19 protein-coding genes are annotated in these 22845 nt (G+C 71.9%); 10 read left to right on the forward strand and 9 right to left on the reverse strand.

The window, feature by feature from the left end:
• Positions 1–125 precede the first annotated feature (125 nt).
• The 4 genes from ABGB17_RS20080 (at position 126) to ABGB17_RS20095 (ending at position 9485) form a co-directional block, all read left to right on the forward strand.
• The gene (locus ABGB17_RS20080; protein ID WP_347631687.1) at positions 126–2519 is read left to right on the forward strand and encodes a WD40 repeat domain-containing protein; all 2394 of its coding nucleotides are present in this window, start codon (positions 126–128) and stop codon (positions 2517–2519) included.
• Positions 2520–2757: 238 nt separating this feature from the next.
• Entirely contained in the window at positions 2758–4716 is a 1959-nt protein-coding gene (locus ABGB17_RS20085) for an ATP-binding protein (protein WP_347631689.1), read from the forward strand.
• 177 nt (positions 4717–4893) lie between these two features.
• The gene (locus ABGB17_RS20090) at positions 4894–7182 is read left to right on the forward strand and encodes a WD40 repeat domain-containing protein (RefSeq protein ID WP_347631691.1); all 2289 of its coding nucleotides are present in this window, start codon (positions 4894–4896) and stop codon (positions 7180–7182) included.
• Positions 7182–9485 carry a WD40 repeat domain-containing protein gene (locus ABGB17_RS20095; protein ID WP_347631693.1) on the forward strand — a complete coding sequence of 768 codons (2304 nt, stop codon included), beginning with the start codon at positions 7182–7184 and terminating at the stop codon, positions 9483–9485. The genes ABGB17_RS20090 and ABGB17_RS20095 overlap by 1 nt, the downstream gene beginning before the upstream one ends.
• Here ABGB17_RS20095 and ABGB17_RS20100 read toward each other — a convergent pair.
• Entirely contained in the window at positions 9482–10021 is a 540-nt protein-coding gene (locus ABGB17_RS20100; RefSeq protein WP_347631695.1) for a hypothetical protein, read from the reverse strand. The genes ABGB17_RS20095 and ABGB17_RS20100 overlap by 4 nt on opposite strands.
• Before the next feature lie 146 nt (positions 10022–10167).
• Here ABGB17_RS20100 and ABGB17_RS20105 point away from each other — a divergent pair, with 146 nt between their 5' ends.
• Entirely contained in the window at positions 10168–10398 is a 231-nt protein-coding gene (locus ABGB17_RS20105) for a hypothetical protein (RefSeq protein WP_347631697.1), read from the forward strand.
• A 56-nt stretch (positions 10399–10454) separates the two neighbouring features.
• Here ABGB17_RS20105 and ABGB17_RS20110 read toward each other — a convergent pair whose 3' ends face one another.
• The 3 genes from ABGB17_RS20110 to ABGB17_RS20120 all read right to left on the reverse strand — a co-directional run bounded on the left by ABGB17_RS20110 (position 10455) and on the right by ABGB17_RS20120 (position 13242).
• Positions 10455–11288, reverse strand: a complete 834-nt coding sequence (locus tag ABGB17_RS20110; RefSeq protein ID WP_347631699.1) for an alpha/beta hydrolase — start codon at positions 11286–11288, stop codon at positions 10455–10457.
• Between the two features lie 29 nt (positions 11289–11317).
• On the reverse strand, positions 11318–12025 hold the full coding sequence (locus ABGB17_RS20115) for a TetR/AcrR family transcriptional regulator (protein WP_347631701.1): 708 nt from the start codon (positions 12023–12025) through the stop codon (positions 11318–11320).
• Positions 12026–12138: 113 nt separating this feature from the next.
• On the reverse strand, positions 12139–13242 hold the full coding sequence (locus ABGB17_RS20120) for a CapA family protein (protein ID WP_347631703.1): 1104 nt from the start codon (positions 13240–13242) through the stop codon (positions 12139–12141).
• Positions 13243–13428: 186 nt separating this feature from the next.
• On the opposite strand from ABGB17_RS20120, the gene ABGB17_RS20125 reads away from it, so the two are divergent.
• The 4 genes from ABGB17_RS20125 (at position 13429) to ABGB17_RS20140 (ending at position 18766) form a co-directional block, all read left to right on the forward strand.
• Positions 13429–13638: a hypothetical protein gene (locus ABGB17_RS20125; RefSeq protein ID WP_347631705.1), complete on the forward strand. Its 210-nt coding sequence runs from the start codon at positions 13429–13431 to the stop codon at positions 13636–13638.
• Positions 13639–13689: 51 nt separating this feature from the next.
• Positions 13690–15138, forward strand: coding sequence for a catalase (locus tag ABGB17_RS20130; protein ID WP_347631707.1), 1449 nt, complete (start codon positions 13690–13692; stop codon positions 15136–15138).
• Between the two features lie 404 nt (positions 15139–15542).
• A complete protein-coding gene (locus ABGB17_RS20135; protein WP_347631709.1) occupies positions 15543–17744 on the forward strand; it encodes a molybdopterin-dependent oxidoreductase in 2202 nt (733 codons plus the stop codon).
• 80 nt (positions 17745–17824) lie between these two features.
• Positions 17825–18766 (forward strand): Rieske 2Fe-2S domain-containing protein, encoded by a 942-nt coding sequence (locus tag ABGB17_RS20140; RefSeq protein ID WP_347631711.1) that lies wholly within the window; start codon positions 17825–17827, stop codon positions 18764–18766.
• Positions 18767–18789: 23 nt separating this feature from the next.
• Here the strand turns inward: ABGB17_RS20140 and ABGB17_RS20145 are convergent, their stop codons facing one another.
• From ABGB17_RS20145 to ABGB17_RS20160, 4 genes are all read right to left on the reverse strand, one after another.
• The gene (locus ABGB17_RS20145) at positions 18790–19029 is read right to left on the reverse strand and encodes a hypothetical protein (protein ID WP_347631713.1); all 240 of its coding nucleotides are present in this window, start codon (positions 19027–19029) and stop codon (positions 18790–18792) included.
• 30 nt (positions 19030–19059) lie between these two features.
• The gene (locus tag ABGB17_RS20150) at positions 19060–19815 is read right to left on the reverse strand and encodes a sulfite exporter TauE/SafE family protein (protein WP_347631715.1); all 756 of its coding nucleotides are present in this window, start codon (positions 19813–19815) and stop codon (positions 19060–19062) included.
• Between the two features lie 90 nt (positions 19816–19905).
• Positions 19906–20742: an SPFH domain-containing protein gene (locus ABGB17_RS20155; protein WP_347631717.1), complete on the reverse strand. Its 837-nt coding sequence runs from the start codon at positions 20740–20742 to the stop codon at positions 19906–19908.
• 107 nt (positions 20743–20849) lie between these two features.
• Positions 20850–21644 (reverse strand): ABC transporter ATP-binding protein, encoded by a 795-nt coding sequence (locus tag ABGB17_RS20160; protein ID WP_347631719.1) that lies wholly within the window; start codon positions 21642–21644, stop codon positions 20850–20852.
• 133 nt (positions 21645–21777) lie between these two features.
• Between ABGB17_RS20160 and ABGB17_RS20165 the strand changes: the two genes are divergently transcribed.
• On the forward strand, positions 21778–22515 hold the full coding sequence (locus tag ABGB17_RS20165) for a hypothetical protein (RefSeq protein WP_347631721.1): 738 nt from the start codon (positions 21778–21780) through the stop codon (positions 22513–22515).
• Positions 22516–22570: 55 nt separating this feature from the next.
• Here the strand turns inward: ABGB17_RS20165 and ABGB17_RS20170 are convergent, their stop codons facing one another.
• The gene (locus tag ABGB17_RS20170; RefSeq protein ID WP_347631723.1) at positions 22571–22828 is read right to left on the reverse strand and encodes a hypothetical protein; all 258 of its coding nucleotides are present in this window, start codon (positions 22826–22828) and stop codon (positions 22571–22573) included.
• Positions 22829–22845: the final 17 nt, after the last annotated feature.

The following is a 22845-nucleotide window of genomic DNA, read 5'->3' on the forward strand; positions in this document are numbered from 1 at the left end:
TGGGGGCGTTCCCGTAGTCAGCCGGTGACCCGCAGGCCATCATGGTCCTACCGGCCCGTCAAGCCGTTTCGCACCCGGGAGGCAGGCAGGTCCATGACCGAACGCGCACGCGCGGACGCGCCCTGATGCGGGAATCGGACATCCACCGAAAAATCGCCGATGCCCTCGTCGCCGCCGCCCCGAGGACCCGGCCCGGTGGCGCCTCCGGGCCGAGCGGCGTCGCCGAGCCGAGGACCCTGCATGGTGGCGCCACCGGACCCGCGAGCCCGCCGCGCGGCGTCCCGGAGCCGAGCACCTGGCCCGGTGGGACCGTGGACTGGGAGGCCGCCGACCCGTACCTGCTGCGCCACCTCGCGGCCCACGCGGCGCTCGGCGGCCGATTACCGGACCTGACGGACGACCCCGGCTACCTCGCGCACGCCGACCCGGCCCGTCTCCTGGAAGCGCTCGGCCTCGCCGGCGCCGACCTGCCTCCCCTGGCCCGCACCTATCTGCGGGCGGCCCACCACCTGCGCGACACCGCCCCGCACGACCGGGCGGGCATCCTGCACACCACCGCCGTCGAGGACGAACCCGACGCGATCCGGCGGTTCACCGGCCGTCCCGCCCGCCCGCTCACCGCCCGCTGGGCCTCGCACACCCGGTCCGACTTCCACCGCACGCTCACCGGGCACGTCGGCGCGGTGTACGCGCTGGCCGTGACGTCCCCCGGCGACGAGGCCGTCCTGCTGGCCAGCGCCGGGTACGACGGCACCATCCGCATCTGGGACCCGATCACCGCAAGCCACCACACGACGCTGCTCGGCCACACCGGCCCGGTCAACGCCCTCGCCTTCACCACCCTGCCCGACGGCACCCTCGTGCTGGCCGGCGCGGGGGACGACCGCATCATAAGGATCTGGGACCCGGCCACCACGACCACCCTCCTCACCCTCGCCGGGCACACCGGCCCCATCAACGCCCTGGCCTTCGCCCCACTGCCGGGTGGCCGGCTGCTGCTGGCCGGCGCCGGGGCCGACCGCACCGTACGGATCTGGGACCTCGCCACCGCGACCCACCGCGTCATCCCCGACCACACCGCCCCGGTCAACGCGCTGGCCTTCGCCGCCCTCCCGAGCGGCGCCGCCCTGCTCGCCAGCGCGGGGGACGACCGCACCGTCCGCGTATGGGACCCGGCCACCGCGTCCCACCGCGTCACCCTCGTCGGGCACACCGACCCGGTCAACGCGCTCGCCCTCACCGCGCCCGCGCACGGCGTCCCACTGCTGGCCAGCGCCGGGGACGACCGCACCATCCGCGTGTGCAACCCCGCCGCCGCCACCCACCGCACCACCCTGCACCCGACGTTCACCGGGCACACCGGCCCGGTCAACGCGCTGGCCTTCCCCGCCGAGACCCTCGGCACCCCGCCGCTGGCCAGCGCCGGGGACGACCACACCATCGGCCTGTGGAACGCGACCACCTCGCACCACACCGGCCTGAACGGGAACACCGGGTCGGTGCGGGCCCTCGCGTACACCACGCTGCCGAACGGCGTGCCTCTGCTGGCCAGCGCCGGGCACGACTCCAGCGTCCGCCTCTGGAACCCGGCCGCCGCCACCGGCCGCGCCGCATTCACCGGCGACCACGACGCCGTGTACGCGCTGGCCCGCGTCACCATGCCCGACGGCACACCGCTGGTCGCCGTCCCCGGCGACGGCCGGTCCGTCCGCCTCTGCGACCCCGCGAACGCCACCCCGCACCTGTACCTGCCGGGGTTCAGCTCCTCCGTCTACGCCCTGAGCTCCTGCACCTGCCCCGACGGCAGCCCGCTGCTGGCGGCCGGGGGGCGGCAGCGCACCGTCTGGCTCTGGGAACTCACCACCGGCACCGCCCGCGCCGCCCTCGTCGGCGCCAACCGCTCGGTGCGCGCCCTCGCCGCCACCACCCTGCCCGGCGGCACCCCCCTGATCGCGAGCGCCGGGGACGACCACGTCATCCAGCTCTGGGACCCCCGAGCCGTCACCGCCCACGCCGCCCTCACCGGCCACGAAGGCCCGGTGTACGCCCTGACCTTCACCACCCTGCCCGACGGCACCCCGCTGCTCGCCAGCACCGGGTACGACGGCACGCTCCGCCTCTGGGACCCGGTCGCGGCGGCCCCCCGCGCCGTCCTCACCGCCCACGAAGGCCCGGCGTACGCACTCACCTCCATCCCCCTCCCCGACGGCACCCCGCTCCTCGCCACCGCCGGGCGCGACCGGACCGTCCGCCTCTGGAACCCGTCCACCGGCCGCCCCTGCGTCACCCTCCCCGGCCCTGCCCACCTCGTCCGCACCCTGGCCGCCACCACCCGCCCCGACGGCACCCCCCTGCTCGCCGCCGCCGGCGACGACCACACCGTCCGCCTCTGGAACCCCGCCACCACCCGCCCCGTCGACACGATGCCCCTCTCCGCCGTCGTGTACTCCCTCGCCTTCGCCGGCCACCACCTCCTCGCCGGCACCGCCCGCGGCGTCACCGCCTTCGACCTGCGGTGACCACTCACCTTCGCCGGACGCCCCCTCCCCGCCGTCCGACGGATTCACCTCATCGGCGCCGCGCCGGCGGGACGGTGTACGGCGAATCCCGGCGCCGTCCTACGGCGAAGCACTGGGTGAACGTTCCTGGATACGGCACTGGATACGTCTGATTGATGGTGTTTCCGTAGTCAGCCGGTGACCCCCGGCGCCATCATGGTCTTGCCAGGCCCGCCGATCCCCGGGAGTACCCCCGACCATGACAGAGGCACCGCACGGCGCGTTCATCGTCGTCGGCATGGCGGACTACGACCACCACGACGACCTGGACCACGTCAAACGCGTCGTCCCCGACCTGTGTGCGGCCCTCGCCTCCTGCAAACTCACCCAGCACCTCCCCGCGCTCGCCCGCGGTGGCACGTTCCTGGAGGTGGTCGGCGCACTCAGCGCCCCCTTACGCGACCGGCCGACCTCCCTGGTCCTCTACTGGACCGGCCACGGTGTTCATCTGCCGCACGGCGATTTCCTTCTGGTGAAGAACTCACCTCCCGAACGAGGGCTCGGCCCGTTCAACGCGGTGAACGCCCGCGACCTGGCGAGCAACCTGGCCGTCTGGCAGGTCCGCGAAGCCATAGTGATCATCGACGCGTGCTACTCCGGCACCTCCGCCCTGGAGGTCGCCGACCTCCTCTTCCGCGCCATCAAGGAGCAGACCTTCCCGGACGGCGACCCGAACGTCTCGATCATCGCCTCCTGCGGCCCGTTCGACCGGGTCCAGGACGGCCACTTCGCCGAACGCTTCGTCAGCATCGTCCGCAACGGCGGCACGTCCCGCGACTGGGCCCCCGGCAACGAGTACGTCTACCCGTTCCAGGTCATCGAAGAGATCAACAAGGAAGCCGACCACCTCGGCCTCTCCCGCGCCAGCCACATCTCCTACGGCAGCCCCCCACGCCTCATCCCCAACCCCAAGGCGATGGTCCTCCCCACCGACGACGTCCACACCCAGGCCCGCCGCCAGCAACGCATCCTCGACACCGGCCTGCGCGACCACTTCCGCCGCGCCGCCAGCGGCATAGAGGTCGACAGCACGGGCTGGTTCTTCGTCGGCCGCACAAGAATCCTCAGCACCCTCCTGACCTGGCTCGACGCCGACCGCGCCTACGGCCTCCGCGTCATCACCGGCAAACCGGGTTCCGGCAAGTCCGCCGTCCTCGGCCGCATAGCCACGCTGTCCCACCCCGCCTACCGCGAACTGGCCGAACAGGAAGGCGCCCTGGAAGGCGCCGCCCCCGGCACCATCCCCCGAGAGGGCCTGATAGACGTAGCCCTCCACGCCAGGAACAAGTCCCTCCACGACTGCTGGGACCTGCTCTCCTCCGGCCTCGACATCCCCCCACCCCCCGACGGCTGGCGCTCCAGCGCCGAGTTGATCGACCGCATAACGGCCCTGCACCGCCCCGTCCGCATCATCATCGACGCCCTGGACGAGGCCCGCCGCGACGCCATCCTGGCAATAGCCACCGACCTCATCCGCCCCCTGGGCCAGCAACAAGACATCAGAGTCCTGGTAGGCACCCGCCCCAACGCCCCCTGGATGACCACCCCCACCGCCCCCGGCCGCGGCCCATTGACCACCCTCCTCGCCCCCGACGCCCACCACACCGTCGTCCTCGACACCGACCCCCACACCCAGCAGGACATCGAACAGTACGTAACCCGCCGCCTCACCCGCACCCCCAACTCCCCCTACCGCTCAGCCCCCCACCCCACCATCGAGGCCACAGCCCAAGCCGTAGCCGAAGCCAGCGCCGGCGTCTTCCTCTTCGCCCGAATAGTCACCCGGGCCCTCCTGGCCCGCACCACCCCGTTACGCCTAGGCACCGAAGAAGCCTCCCAAATGCTCTCCGGCGAGGTGGCAGACGTCTTCGCCGCCGACCTGGCCCGCTTCGGCGAAGACGAAGGGAAAGTCCGCGAACTGCTGTCCCCCCTGGCCTGGGCCGAAGGAGCCGGCTTCCCCCGCCACCTGATCTGGCCCACCGTAGCCACGGCTCTCTCCCCCACCGGCACGCAATACACCACCGCCGACATCGACTGGCTCCTCGACATAGCCGGCTACCACGTCAGCGAATCCAGCGAAGACGGCCAAGCCGTCTACCGCCTCTACCACCAGGCCTTCGCCGACTACTTCCGCGCCTTGGCCACCCGGATTCCGTGATGCGGAACGCGGGGCGGGGAGGGGTGCCGCTGATGGTGAATCGGGTGGATGTGTTGTGTGAGGGTGGTGGGCGGGGGTTGTGGCTGGTGCGGGAGCCGGCTTCTGGGTGGGGATGGGCGGATGGGGGCTGCGGACGTACGGTCTGGTTCTGTGTTCAGGGGCCGGGTGGGGGGATCGATGCGTGAGGCGGGAATCCAGGGGCGGATCACTGAGGCGTTGCTGGGGACCGTCGCGGGTGGGTGGGGGACGGCGGATCCGTACGTGGTGCGGCATCTGGCGGTGCACGCGGCGGGGGCGGGGCGGCTTGGGGAGTTGGTGGAGGACGCGGAGTTCGTGGTGCACGCGGAGCCGGGGCGGTTGCTGGAGGTGCTGGGGGCGGTGGAGCCGGCGGAGCATCCGCTGGCGCGGGTGTACTGGCGGGCGGCGCATCATCTGCGGGACTCGGCGGTCGGGGACCGGGCGAACATCCTGCGGACTACGGCGCTGGAGGATGAGCCTGACGCGGTAGCGCGGATCTCCGTGCCGGTGGGGCCGCCGTTGACGGTGCGGCACGCGCGGTTCCAGGCTTCGCACTTCCATCGCACGCTTTACGGGCACACCGGGGCCGTCTACTCGCTGGAGTTCCTCACGCTGGCGGACGGGACGGTGCTCCTCGCCAGCGGCGGGGACGACGGGACCATACGGCTGTGGGACCCGGTGAGCGCCACGCCGCGGACCACCCTGACCGGGCACAGCGGTGCGGTGCGAGGGCTGGCGCAGGTCACCTTGCGGGACGGGACGGTGTTGCTGGCCAGCGGCGGGACGGACGCTGACGTCCGGTTGTGGGACCCGGCGGCCGCCGTGCCGCTGGACACGCTCCAGCACCAAGGTGCCGCTGTGTACTCCCTCGCGTCCACCACCCTGCCGGACGGCACATCTCTGCTGGCGAGCGGTGACCTGGCCGGGAACATCCACGTATCGGATCCGTGCACGGGACGCCGCCTGACCGTCCTCAAGGGGCACGGCGCCATCGTGAACGCCCTGGGCTTCGTCACCCTCACCGGTGGGACCACCGTGATGGCCAGCGGCAGCAGCGACAACTCCGCGCGGCTCTGGGACCCCCTCACCGGCTCCCACAGAGAGCTCAAGGGCCACCAGAACTGGGTGAACGCCCTGACGTTCACCACGGGACCCGACGGCGACCCCGTCCTGCTCACCGGGGACTCCAACGGGGTGATCAGGATGTGGGACCCTGCCACAGGCCGCGATCTCGGCGCGTTGGAGGGCCACAGGTCGTGGGTGAGCGCTCTCGCCTCCACCCCCCTGCCCGGCGGCGCCCCTGTGGCGGCCATCGCCAGCACCAATGACGTGACGCTCCTGCGTGACCTGACCGGCCGGGACGGCACCACCCGCACCGGCCACACCGCGTGGGTGTACACGGTGGCGTTCGGCACTCTCCCCGGCGGCACCTCGCTGATGGCCACCGGGGGCAACGACCACACCGTCCGCCTGTGGGACCCCAGCTCCCCGGCCCCTCTCGCCGACGATGCCGAGGACGCGTCGGAAGTGTTCTCCCTCGCCTTGACCACCTTGCCGGACGGCAACCCCGTGCTGGCCGGCGGCAGCCTACGTTCGGACGTCAAACTGCTGGACGCTGAGACGGCCGTCACCCGGCGCCTCCTCTCCGGACACAAGGGCCAGGTGTACGCACTGGACCTCACCATCCTTCCGGACGGCACCACGCTGCTGGCCAGCGGAAGCTATGACAGCACCATCCGCGTATGGGACCCCGGTAGCGGCGCCACCCGCTTGGTGATAACCGGGCATACGAACACGGTGTACGCGGTGGCCTTCTGCCACCTGCGTGACGGCACCGTTATCGTGGCCGGCACCGGAAACGAGCAGAGAGAAGACGGCGACTACGAAGGCGCCGTCCGCCTGTGGGACCCGATCACCGGCGGATCCCGCGGTGTCCTCACCGGCCACACCAGCGGCATGAGCGCCCTGGCCGCCACCGCCCTGCCCGACGGGACCCCTCTGCTGGCCAGCTCCGGGCACGACACAACCATCCGCCTCTGGAACCCGGCCACCCTGAAACACCGAGCCACCCTGACCGGTCACCGCCGCACAGTCACCGCCCTGGCCTTCACCACCCTCCCCGACGGCACCCTGGTCCTCGCCAGCGCCGGCTACGACGCCACCGTTCGCCTCTGGGACCCGATCACCAAACGCCTCCGCACCGTCATGAACGGCCACACCGGCTGGATCATGGCCCTGGCCTTCACCACTCTCCCCGACGGAACGGCCCTCCTCGCCAGCGCCGGCTACGACGGCACCATCCGCCTATGGGACCCGTCCACCGGCCGCCCCATCTACACCCTGCCGGTGTCGGTCACCGTCCGCGCCTTGGTGTTCGCCGGCGAACGACTGGTGGCGGGCACGGCCCGGGGCGTCCTCGTGATGGACTACCTGCACGGGAGCCGTTGATGCGGGAGGCCGAGATCCAAGCCAGGGTCACCGACGCCTTGCTGGGCACGCTCGCCGGACGCGACGGCTGGCCCACAGCGAACCCCTACCTGACGCGCCACCTGGCCGCGCACGCGGCCGCTGGGAAGAAGCTCGGGGAGCTGGCGTGGGACGCCGGTTACCTGACGCACGCGGACCCGGCACGGCTGGTGGAGGTGCTGGGCACGGTCGACGCCGGGCAGTTCCCGCTGGCACGGGCGTACTGGCGGGCCGCGCGGTATCTGGCGGACGTCCATCCCCTGGACCGGGGCAACATCCTGCACACCATCGCCGTGCAGGACGAGCCGGAGGCGTTGAGGTGGCTGACCGCGCCGGGCGGGCGGCCGCTCACCGTACGGTGGGCCGAGGTCGTCGCCTCGGATTTCCACAGGACGCTCATCGGGCACACGGGGTGGGTGCACACCCTCTCCTTCGTCACCTTGCCCGGCGGGGTACGGCTGCTGGCCAGCGGCGGGGACGACGGGACCGTCCGGCTGTGGGATCCGGTCACCACCGAGGTGCACACCACCTTCACCGGGCACACTGGGACGGTGGAGTCGCTGGCCTCGTTCACGCCGGCCGACGGGCCGGTCCTGCTGGCCAGCGGGAGCGCCGACCGTACCGTCCGGCTGTGGGATCCGGCGACCGCGGCGCCGGGCCGCGTCCTGACCGGGCGCAGCGGCACGGTGAAGGCACTGGCGTTCCTCGCCCCCTCCGATGACGTGCTGCTGGCCGCCGGCGACAGCAACGGCAGCATCCACCTGTGGGAGATCGGCACCGGGCGCCGCCGCCCTCCCCTCACCGGCCACCTCGGACCGGTGAACGCACTGGCCTCTGCTCTGCTCCCGGACGGCACCCCCTTGCTGGCAAGCGGCGGAAGCGACATGACCGTGCGGTTGTGGAACCCGGTGGCCCGCAGCGGCACGTCGCTCACCGGCCATACCAACTGGGTGACCGCGCTGACGTTCGTCACCCTGCCGGACGGCACCTTCCTGCTGGCCAGTTCGGACACGGACGGCACTCTCCGATTGTGGGACCCGGTCCGCGCCGTACCCCACTCCGTGATGACCGGTCACAGCGCGTGGGTGAACGCCCTGGCCTTCGCCGCGTTGCCCGATGGGACCCCGCTCATGGCCAGCGCCGGATCCGGTGGCGGCGTACGGATATGGATCGCGGGGGAGCCCGCCCCGCGCCGTACGTACACCGGCCACACGGCCTGGGTGAACGCCCTGGCCGCCACCGTCATGCCCGATGACACGCTTGTGCTCGCCAGCGCCGCGAACGACCACACCGTCCGGTTGTGGGGGTCGGGCAGCGTCGGACACGCCGGCAGCTCCACCGGGCACACCGCCGGAGCGAGTTCCCTGGCGTACGGCAGGCCGCCGGACGGGGACCCGGTCGTGGCCGTGGGCTACACCGACGGGCGCATCAAGTGCTGGCACCCTGACGGCACACCCGTCGCCGCCCCCAAGGGCCACTCCGGCTCGGTGAGCGGGCTGGCCTTCGCCACCTGGGCCGACGGCACACCGCTGCTGGTCAGTGTGGGACACGACATGACCCTCCGGTTGTGGAACCCGCCCTCCGGCGGCCGGCGCGCGGTCCTTGAGATCGCTCGCAAGAAACACCAGGGAACCGTGAAGGCGCTCGCCGTCACCAACCTCCCCGATGGCACGGTCGTCGCGGCCACCGCGGGAGACCATCGCAAGCGGCGGCCGGACCATATCGGGTCCGAAGGAAGCATCCGGCTGTGGAATCTGGCGAAAGGCTCGAAGTACGCCGATTTCGTGGCGCACTCCAGCGCGGTGACCGCCCTGGTCTTCCTGACCCTGGGCGACGGCACACCCTTGCTCGCCAGCGCGGGAACGGACCGCACGGTGGGGCTGTGGGACCCGGCCGGCGGCGGCGCGCGGGGCAGGCTCACCGGGCACACGGGTGCGCTGATGGCACTCGCCGTCGTACCGGCCCCCGGCGGTCCCCAGCTCGCCAGCGCCGGGCATGACGGCACCGTGCGGCTGTGGGATCCGCGGACCGCGCGGTGCCGGGCCGTCCTCACCGGACACACCGGCTGGGTGACGGCGCTGGCGTCCACGCTGCTGCCCGGTGGGCGGGCCGTGCTGGCCGGAGGCGGGTACGACGGCACGATCCGGCTCTGGGACCCGGAGACAGGCCGGGCGATCTCCACCATGCCGGTCGGGACCGACGTGCGCGCGCTGACCTTCGCCGGCCGGATGCTCGTGGCCGGGACGGCGCGTGGGGTCGTCGTGTTCGACGTGGGCCGGGTCTAGCGGGTCGCGTCCAGCAGGGCGTCCAGGTCGTCCTCGGGGAGGCCGAGGTCGACGCGGATGCGGTAGCGGGTGCGGAGCAAAGCGTCGCGGGTGGTTCCCGTGTCGTCGCCGGTGAGGATGCCCTCGGTGGCCCAGTCGTGGGCGGCGGTGAGGTCGCCGTAGGCCAGGAGGGTCTCGGCTACGTGTAAGGCGGTGGAGGGGGAGACGGGTGGGGTGGATTTGATGGAGTCGATCAGGTCTCGGGCCTCGTCGGGGCGGTCGAGTTCGAAGAGGGTGTCGGCGATGCCGGCGCGGGGGTCGACCGGGACTTCGCCGCCGTCGTCCAGGGCGCGCTGGTAGCAGTCCAGGGCGCGGGCGGGCTGGCCTGCCTGGCGCCATTCCTCGGCGGTCAGGACCAGGATCGCGGCGCGGGACACGTCTCCCGAGGTGTAACCGCGGGCCAGGGTGTCGAGGCGATCGGCCAGGGCGCCGTGGTCGTCGTTCAGGAGCGCCTGCTCCAGGAGCCGATCTAGCTGCTCTCGAGTCACATGTGCCACAAGGACGAGATTACCGAGCGACGCTCGACTTCGCCGGGCATTGCTTCGGTAGCGATTCGCACATGTTCGGGTACGCTCCGCGTGGCGTTCGGGACAGGGGGGCATCTCCCCATCGCCTGGAAGCTCGCCCGTTCGAGGGAGCTGCGATGGACATCTCCTGGCAGACCACCTTCGCCCTCGCTTGCGCCGCCATCACCGCCGCGGTGATCCCGGGAACCCTCGGTTACGCCACCGCCCGCCTTGAGGCGGCCGACCGCCATCATCACGAAGTGGTGCGGCTGAAAGCCGACCTGCAGGCCGCCCGTCAGATCGTCCGGCGTGACTCGGCCACCTGCGGGCCGGAGGAACGGCCGTGGCCGGCCCCGAGCGGCAGGTGACCGGGCTGGAGGACCTCCAGGAGCCGCCGCGAACGCCCGCGGGTGAGTCGTCCCGACTAGAGGACCTCCAGGAGGCGTGCCGCGAACGCCTTCGGGTGGGTCGTGGGGCCGTTGTGGCCGCCGGGGAACTCGCGGAGCGAGGTGCCGAGGGCGACGGCGAGGCGTTCGGCGCAGGCGCGGTCGAAGAAGCGGCGCGAGGCGGTGTCGCCGACGGCGGGGACGATCGGCACGGGGACGGCGGACAGGGCGGCGGCGTCCAGGGTGCAGCGGCGCATGGCGGGCACGTCGTAGGTGAAGAAGTAGTGGAAGTTGGCGATGCGCTCCATGGACAGCGGGGGCGGCAGCTCGGCTCCCGGTTCCCTGCTCTCGGTGGCGGCGCCGGTGATCTCGGCGAGTCTCTTGAACGCCGCGACCCAGCCGTCCTCGCGGTAGACCCGCAGCAGGCCGTCGATCAGCACCTCGGCGTCCGCCCGCTCGGTGTCGGGGAGCAGCGCGATCGCGGGCGGTTCGTGGGTGACGAGCCGGCGGACCCACCGGGGGTGGCGGGCGGCGAGGACCAGCCCGACGAGGCCGCCCAGGCTGGAGCCGAACACCCGCACCGGCTCACCGGCCAGCGCGACCAGCAGGTGCCAGGCGTCGTCGGCGTGGGTCTCCATGCTGGGCGGCCCTGAGCACGGGGCGCCGGGGCCGGCCAGGGTGCTGCGGGACAGGCCGCGCCGGTCGTAGGTGATCACCGTGTAGTGCTCGGCGAGCCGCCGCACGAGGTCGCCGGCGCGGCGGGCGTCGCCCTCGGCGCCCTGCAGCACGAGCAGCCCCTGCCCGGAGCCGCGCGTCTCGTAGTAGAGGCGCGCCCCCGGCACCTGCAGCGTCCCCGAGGTCACCACGTCCATATTCGTCCCCCGCGGAGGGAGATAACGAACTACCGGCCGGTGGTGACGGCCTCCAGGCTCGCGGACCGCCGGGCGCGCTGCATGGCCCTGAGCTGGCTGGACAGGTATTCGCGTATGAGGCGCTTGGCCTCGTCGATCAAGGGCTGGGCCCCCTGCGGGTCGCGGCGGAACGCCAGCGCCAGCACGGCGCCGCCGGCCTCGACCGCGACGGTGAGGGACAGGTCGAGCTCCTCGCTGTCGGCCATGCCGAAGTCGGCGAGCAGCAGCTCGCGTAACCGCGCGGCGATGACCATGTTGTTCTCGGACGCCGAGTCGAGCAGGTTGAGGTCCACGGCGTCGCCGAACCGCAGGGCACGGAAACCTGGAACGGTCCTGTGCATGTCGACGTACTCGTCGATGATGGCGTCCACCGCGTGCCACCATCTGGTGTACTGCTCGTTCATGAAGCGCAGGCCGACCCGGGAGATGAACAGCTCCACGTTGCGCTGGGTCAGCGCCAGGGTGACGGCCCGTTTGTCGGGGAAGAACTGGTAGACCGAGCCGATCGCCACCGAGGCGCGCTCGGCGATGCGTGTGGTGGACAGCGCGTCGTAGCCGGCTTCGTCGAGGAGTTCGGCGCAGGCGTCCAGCATGCGCTCCACCCGGCGGGCGCTGCGGCGCTGAGAAGGACGCCGTCGCAGGGGTTGCTGCTGCTCGTCGTCGCATGGGTCAGATCGCAGGGCTGTCACAGCTTTCATATTGCCCCTTCATCGCCCTCTGGTCAGTGCTTCCCGGCGGGTCGTCCGATTGCGGCACTGATTCGGTGCGGCAAATAATCACATAGCGGCACCGCGGCACGTCACCCCCGGAATCAGGGGTCGGGGGACAGCCCGGCGCAGGACCGCAGCGCGCCCCACGAGGAGATGGCGGAACGGCGGGCCTGGCCGGTGAGGGGGATCGGGATGCCGCTGTTGATGCGGGCCGGGGTCCACTGGTCCTTGAGCACCTTGCGGCCCTGGATGGTCAGGGTGAGCACGCCGGTGGCGCCGGTCTGCGGGCCGGAGTTGTAGAAGACGAAGTTGCCCATGCCGTAGTTGACGTAGCGTCCGCGCAGGTAGCCGCTGCCGAGCAGGATGTGCGCGTGGCCGCCGACGATCACGTCGGCGCCGGCGGCGATCAGCTTGGGCGCGAGGCTCCGCTGGGCCGGGTTGGGGCAGGCCTGCAGCTCGGTGCCCCAGTGCAGGTGCACGATCACGGTGTCGGACGTCTTGCGTGCCTGGCGGACGGCCTGGATCAGCCGGGCCTCGTTCTTGGCCGAGGCGAGGCCGCCCTGGGTGGAGGTCGCGGTCCACGCCTGGATGAACTCCGAGTCCAGCACCTGGGTGGCGCCGATGATGGCGACGCGGTTGCCGTTGACGGTGCGGCGGAACGGCTTGTACGCCTCGGCGGCGTCCTTCCCGATGCCCACGACGGGGAACTTGGCGCGGCGGATCGCGGCCAGGGAGTCGCGCAGGCCGGACTGCATGTAGTCCATGCCGTGGTTGTTGGCCATGGAGGCGACGTCCACGCCGGCGGCCTTGAGCGCGGTGAGAGCGCTCGGCGGGGCACGGAAGGTGTACTGCTTGCCGGGCGCGGGGGTGCCGCCGGTGGTGATGGCGGTCTCCAGGTTGACCATGGCGAGGTCGGCGCGCTTCAGCACCGAGGCGATGGGCCCGAGCGCGGTGCGCGGGTTGGCGAGCCTGCCTCGCAGCATGCCCTCGAAGTGGGTGTCGCCGCCGAAGGCGATGGTGAACGGTTCACGGCGCACCGCCTGCGGGGTGCGCCCGGCGCCGGAGGAGGAGGTGGCGGAGGAGCCGGAGCCCTTGCCACCGTCCGGTGCGGACGACTCGGCGGGCGAGCACGCCGCGCCTGCGGCGACGACCGACGTGGCGAGCACGACGGCGGCCGTGCGGCGTGCGGACCCGGGCAGGGTCATGCTTCGCCGGGGGGTGTCCGGGGGCGTTATGGGTGGGCTGGGGTGACTTCTCATCGCTCCAGAGCATGCCATCTTCCGCCCTCAGTTGGACACCGCCTCACGAGTGCGCAGGAAGTTCATCTAACTTGGACGATTCCTTTACTTGAACCATTCAGGTTTAGGTTCTAGGGTCGTTGAACGTGGGGGATGCCGAAACGTCGTCGTCAGGCCGGGCCGCGGGTGACCGCGGCCCGGGTGGCGATGCCGCGGACGGTCCGGGCCGGCGATCCCCTCGATGTCCGCGCGACCGGGGCCGCCCCCTGCCTCGATGCCGCGGACGCCGCCGGCTACCTCGCCGAAGAAGCCGATGTCATCTATTGGGGCGTCTGCCCCGAATGCCTCTCCCTACGCACGTGACGGAGTGCGGTACCGCACTCCTTTCCCTAGAGCGATCCGGAGGACCGCACGATGACCGACCGGCCCGTCACGACCACGGACGCGGGCATTCCCGCGCCCAGCGACGAGTTCTCTCTATCGGTGGGCCCGAACGGCCCCTTGCTCCTTCAGGACCACTACGTCATCCAGAAGATGGCGCAGTTCAACCGTGAGCGTGTGCCCGAGCGCGTGGTGCACGCCAAGGGCGGCGGCGCGTACGGCGTGCTCCAGATCACCGAGGACGTGAGCCAGTACACCAAGGCCGGCCTCTTCCAGAAGGGCAAGGAGACCGATCTCTTCCTGCGCTTCTCCTCGGTGGCGGGCGAGCTCGGCAGCCCCGACACCCAGCGCGACCCCCGCGGCTTCGCGATCAAGTTCTACACCGACGAGGGCAACTACGACCTCGTGGGCAACAACACCCCGATCTTCTTCATCCGCGACCCCCAGAAGTTCCAGGACTTCATCCACAGCCAGAAGCGCCGCGCCGACACCAACCTGCGCGACCACAACATGCAGTGGGACTTCTGGACGTTGTCACCGGAGTCGGCCCACCAGGTCACCTTCCTGATGACCGACCGCGGCACCCCGAAGAGCTGGCGGCACATGCACGGCTTCGGGTCCCACACGTTCCTCTGGTACAACGCGGGCGGCGAGAAGTTCTGGGTGAAGTACCACTTCAAGACCGACCAGGGCGTCGCCAACTTCACCGACGCCGAGGCGGGCGCCGTGATCGCCCAGGACGCCGACCACCACATCCGCGACCTGCACACCGCGATCAAGAACGGTGACCACCCGTCGTGGACGGTGAACGTGCAGATCATGCCGTTCGAGGCCGCGGCGGACTACCGCTTCAACCCGTTCGACCTGACCAAGGTGTGGCCGCACGGCGACTACCCCGAGATCACCATCGGCAGGTTCACGCTGAACCGCAACCCGGAGAACTACTTCGCCGAGGTCGAGCAGGCCGCGTTCGAGCCCGCCAACATGGTGCCGGGCATCGGGGCGTCCCCCGACAAGATGCTCCAGGGACGCCTGTTCTCCTATCCCGACACCCATCGCTACCGCATCGGGGCCAACTACCTGCAGCTCCCGGTCAACCGGCCCAAGGTGGACGTCCACAGCTACAACAAGGACGGCCAGATGCGGTACAGCAACCCCGGCGACCCGGTGTACGCGCCGAACAGCCAGGGCGGCCCGGTGGCCGACCCCTCGTTGTTCGCGGGCGACTCCTACCACGTCGCCGGCGAGATCATCCGCAGCGCCTACACCAAGCACGCCGAGGACGACGACTTCGTGCAGCCGCGTGCCCTGTGGGAGAACGTGTTGTCCGGCACCGACCGCGAGCACCTGGTGAGCAACATCGTGGGCCACGCCTCGGCCCCCGAGGTGACCGCCGAGATGAAGAAGCGCGTGGTCGAGTACTGGACCAACGTCCACAAGGACCTCGGCGAGGGCGTCGCCACCGGCCTCGGCGTCGTCTGACCGCGCTCGCGGGGCAGGACCACGCTCCCAGGGTGAGAGAAAGGGCCCGCCGTCACTCCATGACGGCGGGCCTTTCGCGCTCTCGCTCCACTACGCCCGATCCGCCGCCCGGGGTGCGACACCGGCACGGGCGGCCGGAGGCGGAGTGGCCGGGCCGAAGGCTGCCACCTCCGGGCCCGGCGGGGGGGTGAAACACTTGCGTGCCACCGAAGGGCACGATGGCGGCACCACGGTACCAAGAGCGTTCCGGTTTCTCAGGGTTTGCCGTGCCACGCTTCTCCGCACCCGCTCCACGGTTCACCCGCCCTGCGCCACACCGCTCCACACAGATCCCACACGTGTGGCTTCCCAGGGCGGCTTCGGGCGGCAAAGATGAGTTCATCGGACGAACTCAGGAGGCGTTCATGCGTACCGCCCACCGGACCTGCCCGCTGTGCGAAGCCGTCTGCGGCCTGACGATCACGCTCGACGACGGCGGCCGGGTGACCGGGGTGCGCGGCGACGACGCCGACCCGTTCAGCAAGGGCTTCATCTGCCCCAAGGGGGCGAGCCTCGGCCGGCTGGACGAGGACCCCGACCGGCTGAGCGCCCCGCTGGTGCGCCGGGACGGGGCGTGGCACGAGGTGAGCTGGCCCGAGGCGTTCGCGGCCGTGGAGCGGGGGCTCGGCGCCGTGCCGGGGCCCTCCCGGGCGGTGTACCTCGGCAACCCGAGCGCCCACACCATGGCGGGCACGCTGTACGGCACCGCGCTCATCAGGTCGCTCGGCACCCGGCAGGTGTACTCGGCCAGCACGGCCGACCAGATGCCGAAGCACGTGTCGGCGGGGCTGATGTTCGGAGACCCGCTGGCCATCCCGGTGCCGGACCTGGACCGCACGGACTTCCTGCTGATGCTCGGCGCCAACCCGCTGGAGTCCAACGGGTCGCTGTGCACCGCGCCGGACTTCCCCGGCCGTCTGAAGGCCCTGCGGGCGCGCGGGGGACGCCTGGTGGTCGTGGACCCGCGCCGCACCCGCACGGCCGCGCTCGCGGACGAGCACGTGTTCGCCCGGCCGGGGACCGACGCGCACCTGCTGATGGGCATGGTGCACACCCTGTTCGCCGAGAAGCTGACCGACGTGCGGGTGCCGGTGACCGGGCTGGAGGAGCTGGAGGAGGCGGCGGCGGGCTTCACCCCGGAGGCCTGCGCGGCGGTGTGCGGAGTGCCCGCCGAGCGGATCTCCGGGCTGGCGCGGGAGCTGGCCGCCGCGCCCACCGCCGCGGTGTACGGGCGGATCGGCACGTGCACGGTGGAGTTCGGCACGCTGGCGCAGTGGCTGGTGGACGTGCTCAACGTGCTGACCGGCAACCTGGACCGGCCCGGCGGGGCGATGTTCCCCTGCCCGGCCACCGAGGGGCCGCGGCGCCGCAGTCCGTACACCACCGGCCGCTGGCACAGCCGGGTGCGCGGGCTGCCCGAGGCCAACGGCGAACTGCCGGTGGCGACGCTGGCCGACGAGATCGAGACGCCGGGGGAAGGGCAGATCCGGGCGCTGGTCACGGTGGCGGGCAACCCCGTGTTGTCGGCGCCAGGTGGCGCGCGGCTGGACGGGGCGCTGGCCCGGCTGGACTTCATGGTGAGCGTCGATCCGTACCTGAACGAGACCACCCGGCACGCGCACGTGATCCTGCCGCCGCCGCGGGTGCTGCAGTCCGGGCACTACGACTTCGCGCTGCTCGGCTTCGCGGTGCGCGACTACACGCGGTACTCGCCGCCGGTGCTGCCGACGGCGGAGGACCGGCCGTCGGAGTCGCAGATCCTCGCCCGGCTGGCCATGATCGCGTCCGGGCAGGGAGCGGAGGCCGACCCCGGCCTGCTGGACGAGCTGATCCTGGACCAGACGCTGCGCAAGGCGGTGGAGACGCCCGGTTCGCCGGTGGAGGGGCGCGATCCCGCCGAGCTGCGGGCCCTGCTCACCGGGACCACGGGGGCGGAGCTCCGGCTGGACGCCATGCTGCGCCTCGGGCCGTACGGTGCGTGGGGCGGGCGGCTGCCGTACGACGGGGCGTCCGGCGGGGACGGGCTGTCGCTGGCCACGCTGCGTGAGCACCCGCACGGGCTGGACCTCGGGCCGCTGCGGCCGCGGCTCGGCGAGGTGCTGCGGACGGCGTCGGGGGCCGTGGAGCTGGCCCCGGAGACGATCACGGCGGACGTGGCGCGGCTGCGGGAGGCGCTCGGGCGGGAGGCGAGCCCGTTCGTGCTGATCGGGCGGCGGCACCTGCGCTCCAACAACAGTTGGATGCACAACGTGGCGCCGCTGGTGGGCGGCAGCAACCGGTGCACGCTGCAGATCCACCCGGACGACGCCGAGCGGCTCGGGCTGGACGGCCGGGCGGTGGTGCGGTCGGCGGCCGGGGAGCTCACCGTCCCGGTGGAGACGACCGACACGATCATGCGCGGGGTGGTGAGCCTGCCGCACGGCTGGGGACACGCGGGCACCACCCAGGCGGTGGCGGCGGAACACGCCGGGGTGAGCGCCAACGTGCTGACCGACGCGTCCGTGGTCGACCCGCTGTCGGGGAACGCCGTGTTCAACGGAGTGCCGGTCACCCTCACGCCCGCCTGAGCCGGCACCGGTAGCCTGGACGAAGCACGGTGTTTCCCCGGAGTCACAGGGGTACGTCCCTTAGGCAAGAGGGGGCGAAAGTGGAGGAAACTTCGAATTCGATCAACTCGCGGCGCCGGACGCTCCGGGAAACCCTGGGGCTCGGGCGCATGTCGCTGCCGGACGGCCTCACCGAGCGCCTGGAGCACATGAGCGCCCTTGACCGGATCACCCAGGGCCTCGCCAAGGCCGTCCGCCGGGTCCTGCCCGCCGGTCATCCCCTGCGGGACGCGCTGCACGGCGTGCCCACCGGCCACCCGCTGCACCCGCCGCTCGCCACCGTGAGCCTCGGCTGCTGGACCGCCACGGCCGTCCTCGACGTCATCGACGCCGACCCCCGGGCCACCCGTGCCGTCCTCGCCACCGGCCTGGTGAGCGCCCTGCCGACCGCCGCCGCGGGCATCACCGACTGGTCCGTCCTGCACCGCGAGCAGCAACGCGTGGGGTTCGTCCACTCCGTGGTCAACGTCGCCGCCCTGAGCCTCTACACCGGCTCGTTGTGGCTGCGCGTGACCGGCCGCCCGAAGGCCGGCCGAGCCCTCGGCTTCCTGGGCCTCGCCGCGGCGGGCGTGGGCGGGTTCCTCGGCGGCCACCTGGCCTACCGCATGACCGCCGGCCCCTCACACGCCGAGCCGCTGACCCACCTGGTCCCCCTGGGCTGGCACGACCTCTGCCGCCTCTGGGACCTGCCGGACGGCCGCCCGGTGACCCGCCGCCTCGGCTACATCCAGCTCTTCGTCCTGCGCCACGGCGCCCAGGTGAAGGTCCTGGCCGACCGCTGCTCCCACCTGGCCGGCCCCCTGCACCAGGGCCGCCTGGTGCTGGAGAACGACGAGGCCTGCGTGGTCTGTCCGTGGCACGGCAGCGTCTTCCGCATAGAGGACGGCGCCGTGGTCCACGGCCCCGCCACCTCACCGCAACCGGCCTTCGAGGTCAACGTGAGAGGCGACGGGGTGGTGCAGGTCCGGCCCCGCCAGGCCTGACGCGCCTCGCGGGACCGGGGGGATCACTCGTCGGGGTCGGCGGCCTCGCCGTCCGCCGCCGGGTACTCGACCAGGGCGAGGATGCGGCTGGCCATGAAACGGGCGGTGCGGACCGGGGTGCCGGTCCTGGTCACTTCGGTCACTTCGATCAGGCCGCGGCGGGTGGCCACGTCCACCCGTCGGCCGGCCTTGGTGGCGATCACTTCGTAGGTGCGCGGCGTACCGCCTGCGTCGATGACGATCTCGACCCGGTCACCCTTCATGTCCAGGTAAATACCCATCCGGGGCTGGGATTATCCGTACACCAGTTTGATAATCGCCACCACACCCACGACGACGATCACTCCCCGGAGGAGGCGAGGGGACAGGCGGCGGCCCACGCCGGCGCCGAGGAAGCCGCCGAGGGTGGAGCCTAGGGAGATCCACAGGACGGCCCACCAATCGACCGGGGCGAACAGGGCGAACAGGACGGCGGCCGCCGAGTTCACCAGGAGGGACAACATGTTCTTGGCGGCGTTGACGCGCTGGAGGTGGTCGTCGAGGAAGATGCCGAGCAGGGCGATGAGGACCACGCCCTGGGCGGCGCCGAAGTAGCCGCCGTACACGCCGGCCACGAAGATGCCGAGCCACAACCAGAAACCGCCGTGCGGGCGCGCGGTCTCGCGGCGGTCGGCCAGCCAGGCGTTCAGCCTCGGCTGCAGGACGACCAGCACGCACGCGATCGCGATCAGGGCCGGGACGATCACGTGGAACGCCTCGGCGGGGAGCACCAGGAGCAGCAGGCCGCCGGACACCGCGCCGGACACCGACCCGGCGCCGAGGCGGACCAGGCGGTCCCGCTGGCCCTTCAGCTCGTCGCGGTACCCGATCACCCCGGTCACCCCGCCGGCGACCAGGCCGACGTTGTTGGAGACGTTGGCGACGATGGGCGGGTAGCCCAGCGCGAGCAGGGTCGGGAACGTGATCAGTGACCCGGACCCGACCACGGCGTTGATCGCCCCCGCCGCGACCCCCGCCACCAGGGCCGCGACCACTTCCCAAGGCGTCAAAACTTCACCTTTCGCACGGCTTCGCCCGATATTAGACGGACACACCGTACCGATGGGACTCCAGGGGCACGTGCCCCCGGACGAGGCGATTCACACGTTGTCGGGGTCACCCTTGGTGATCTCGGGGAGGGTCTGGAGGTACCGGTACGCCAGCAACTGCTGGTCGGGGTCGCCCTCGTGGATGGCCTGGAAGATCATGGCGATCGCGTCGGCCTGGCCCTTGGCGCGCATGGCCTGGGCCTCGGCGTCCGCCTGGGCGCGCAGGACGGCGGCCTCGGCCTCGCCGCGGGCCTTGAGCACGGCGGCCTGGCGCTCGCCCTCCGCGGTGAGGACGGCGGACTGCTTCTGGCCCTCGGCGGTCAGGACGGCCGCGGCCTTGTCCCGCTCGGCGCGCATCTGCCGCTCCACCGAGTCCTGGATGGAGGAGGGCGGGTCGATGGCCTTGAGCTCCACGCGGTTGACCTTGACCCCCCACCGGCCCGCCGCCTCGGCCACCACGTCGCGCAGCTCGGAGTTGATCGTGTCGCGCGAGGTGAGCGTGCGTTCGAGGCCCATGCCGCCGACGACGTCGCGCAGGGTGGTGACGGTGAGCTGCTCCACCGCGGTGAGGAAGCCGGCGATCTCGTACGTCGCGGCCCTGGGGTCGGTGACCTGGTAGTAGATCACCGTGTCGACGGACAGCACCAGGTTGTCCGAGGTGGTCACCGGCGCGGGCGGGAAGGAGACCACCTGCTCGCGGAGGTCCACGATCGTGCGGACGCGGTCGACGAACGGCACCACGACGTTCATGCCGGGCCCGAGCGTGCGGTGGTACCGCCCGAGGCGCTCGATGATGTACGCCTGGCCCTGCGGCACGGTGCGTATCGTCCGATACAGCGCGTAACCGGATAATGCCACCAGTACCGCGGCGACGATGAGCTGAGTCATTGGCTGCTCCGACCGGACGATTCAGATGTCCCCCGGCCGGAATGATATTTGGTCCACGCTTTACGTGGTCGGCAACCACGTGCCCGGCATGGCCCGTACCGGAAGGGTCACCCCGGCAGCGCGCGGGCGTACCACCGGCCGTCCGCGCTGGTCTCCAAGCTCAGCGGCACACCGAAGGTGCGCGACAGGTTGTCGGCGGTCATCACGTACTCGATCGGCCCCTGCGCCACCACCGAGCCGTGCCGCAGCAGCAGCACGTGGGTGAACCCGCTCGGCACCTCCTCCACGTGGTGGGTGACCAGCACCATCGCCGGCGCCTTCGCGTCGTACGCCAGCGCGGACAGGCGCCGCACCAGGTCCTCGCGCCCGCCGAGGTCCAGGCCGGCGGCCGGCTCGTCCAGCAGCAGGAGCTCCGGGTCGGGCATCAGCGCGCGGGCGATCTGCACACGCTTGCGCTCGCCCTCCGACAGCGTGCCGAACTTGCGCCGGATCAGGTGGGCGCAGCCGAGCTGGTCGATCAGCTCCACCGCACGGGTGACGTCCCCCGAGTCGTACTCCTCGTCCCAGCGGCCGAGGATGGCGTACGACGCGGTGAGCACCAGGTCGATGACCTTCTCATCAGACGGCACGCGCTCCGCGATGGACGCGCTGGCCAGCCCGATGCGGGGGCGCAGCTCGAACACGTCCGTCTTGCCGAGCGTCTCGCCGAGGATCTCCACCGAGCCGTCGCTGGGATACAGCAACGCCGCCGCGACCTGCAGCAGCGTCGTCTTCCCCGCGCCGTTGGGGCCGATCACGACCCAGCGCTCGTCCTCCTCGACGGTCCAGTCGATGCCCCGCAACAGGGCGGCGCCATCTCTGCGGACGGCGACATCCTGGAGCCGAAGCACCTGACCACCCATCCCGACTACCTCCTGACATCTCGATCCGGGCGGACGCGGGGTCGCCACGCCGCCCGGCTCCACCCGGCGGGCCGCCCCGCCCGGTGTCGCTCCGGACCAAACCTATTGCAGCATCAGCGCATATCGTGGTCCGGTGCACCCCGATTCACCGATCTCCACCACCTTGGTAGCCTGGGGCAACGCCTGGCTCACCGGGCACGCCGGTCTGGACGAGGCCGTCGACCGGCTGGAGCGCGCGGGTGGACCCCAGGTCGTCGCCTCCGGTGGCACCGAGGTGACGCTGCGGGCCTACCTCGCCGATCTGCGGGTCGAAGGCATGAGCGCCCTGCGGCTCTCCCTGCCCGCCGCCGGCGACCCTCTCGGTCTCACCGGGCCGGCTCCCTTCACCGTCGCCGCCATCGAGGCGGGCCAGGCCGTCACCGCCGTGCTTCCCGAGCGGTGCGCGGGCCTGGTGCCCTCCCTGGACCGCCGCGGCTCCTCGTACGCCGGCATCCGCTGGACCGCCATGGAGGCCAGCGTCACGCCCCCCGACGTCCCCGCCCTCCCCGAGGCCGAGCACGCCCTCACCACGGCCATGCGCTCCGCCACGGACGCGCTGCTGACCGTGGACGGCCCCGGCCAGTCCCATCCGTCCCTCCCCCACGCCGACGAGGGCCTGGCTCCCGGCTACCCCGCACGGGCCCACCGGGTGGCCGCCCTCACCGCCCGCCTCGCCACCGCCGTCCGCGTGGCCAGGGAACGGGGCCTCACCTCGACCCAGATCACCACCCGGGACGAAGCACTCAGAAACCTCGACCACGCCATCCGCCGCGCCCGCGTGGCCGCCCACAACAGCGTGCTGGACCCCCGCCACTCTCCCCGTCCTCACTGACATCCCTCCCGGGGCCGGGGTTCTCCTTCCGGCCCCGGGAGACGGCGTCAGGCGGTCAGACCACCTTGTACGCCCAGAGCTCGTAGCCGTTGGGTGTGCTGTAGTCGACGTAGCTGCACCACCAGACGGTCCACCAGCCGGCACGCTGGCCCATCTCTCCCCAGATCCGGCAGGACTCGGGCTGGAGGTGGTCGCCGATCCGGGTGAGCTGGAGATCGGCGGACGCGGGAGCGGCGGTGAGGGTGCCTCCCAGGCCGGTGAGGCCGAAGGCGAGGGCGGCGATCAGTGAGGCGCGGGCGAGACGGTGGCGCACGGTTCCTCCGGGGGTTG

This window comes from Sphaerisporangium sp. B11E5 (assembly GCF_039871875.1).
Classification (GTDB): domain Bacteria; phylum Actinomycetota; class Actinomycetes; order Streptosporangiales; family Streptosporangiaceae; genus Sphaerisporangium.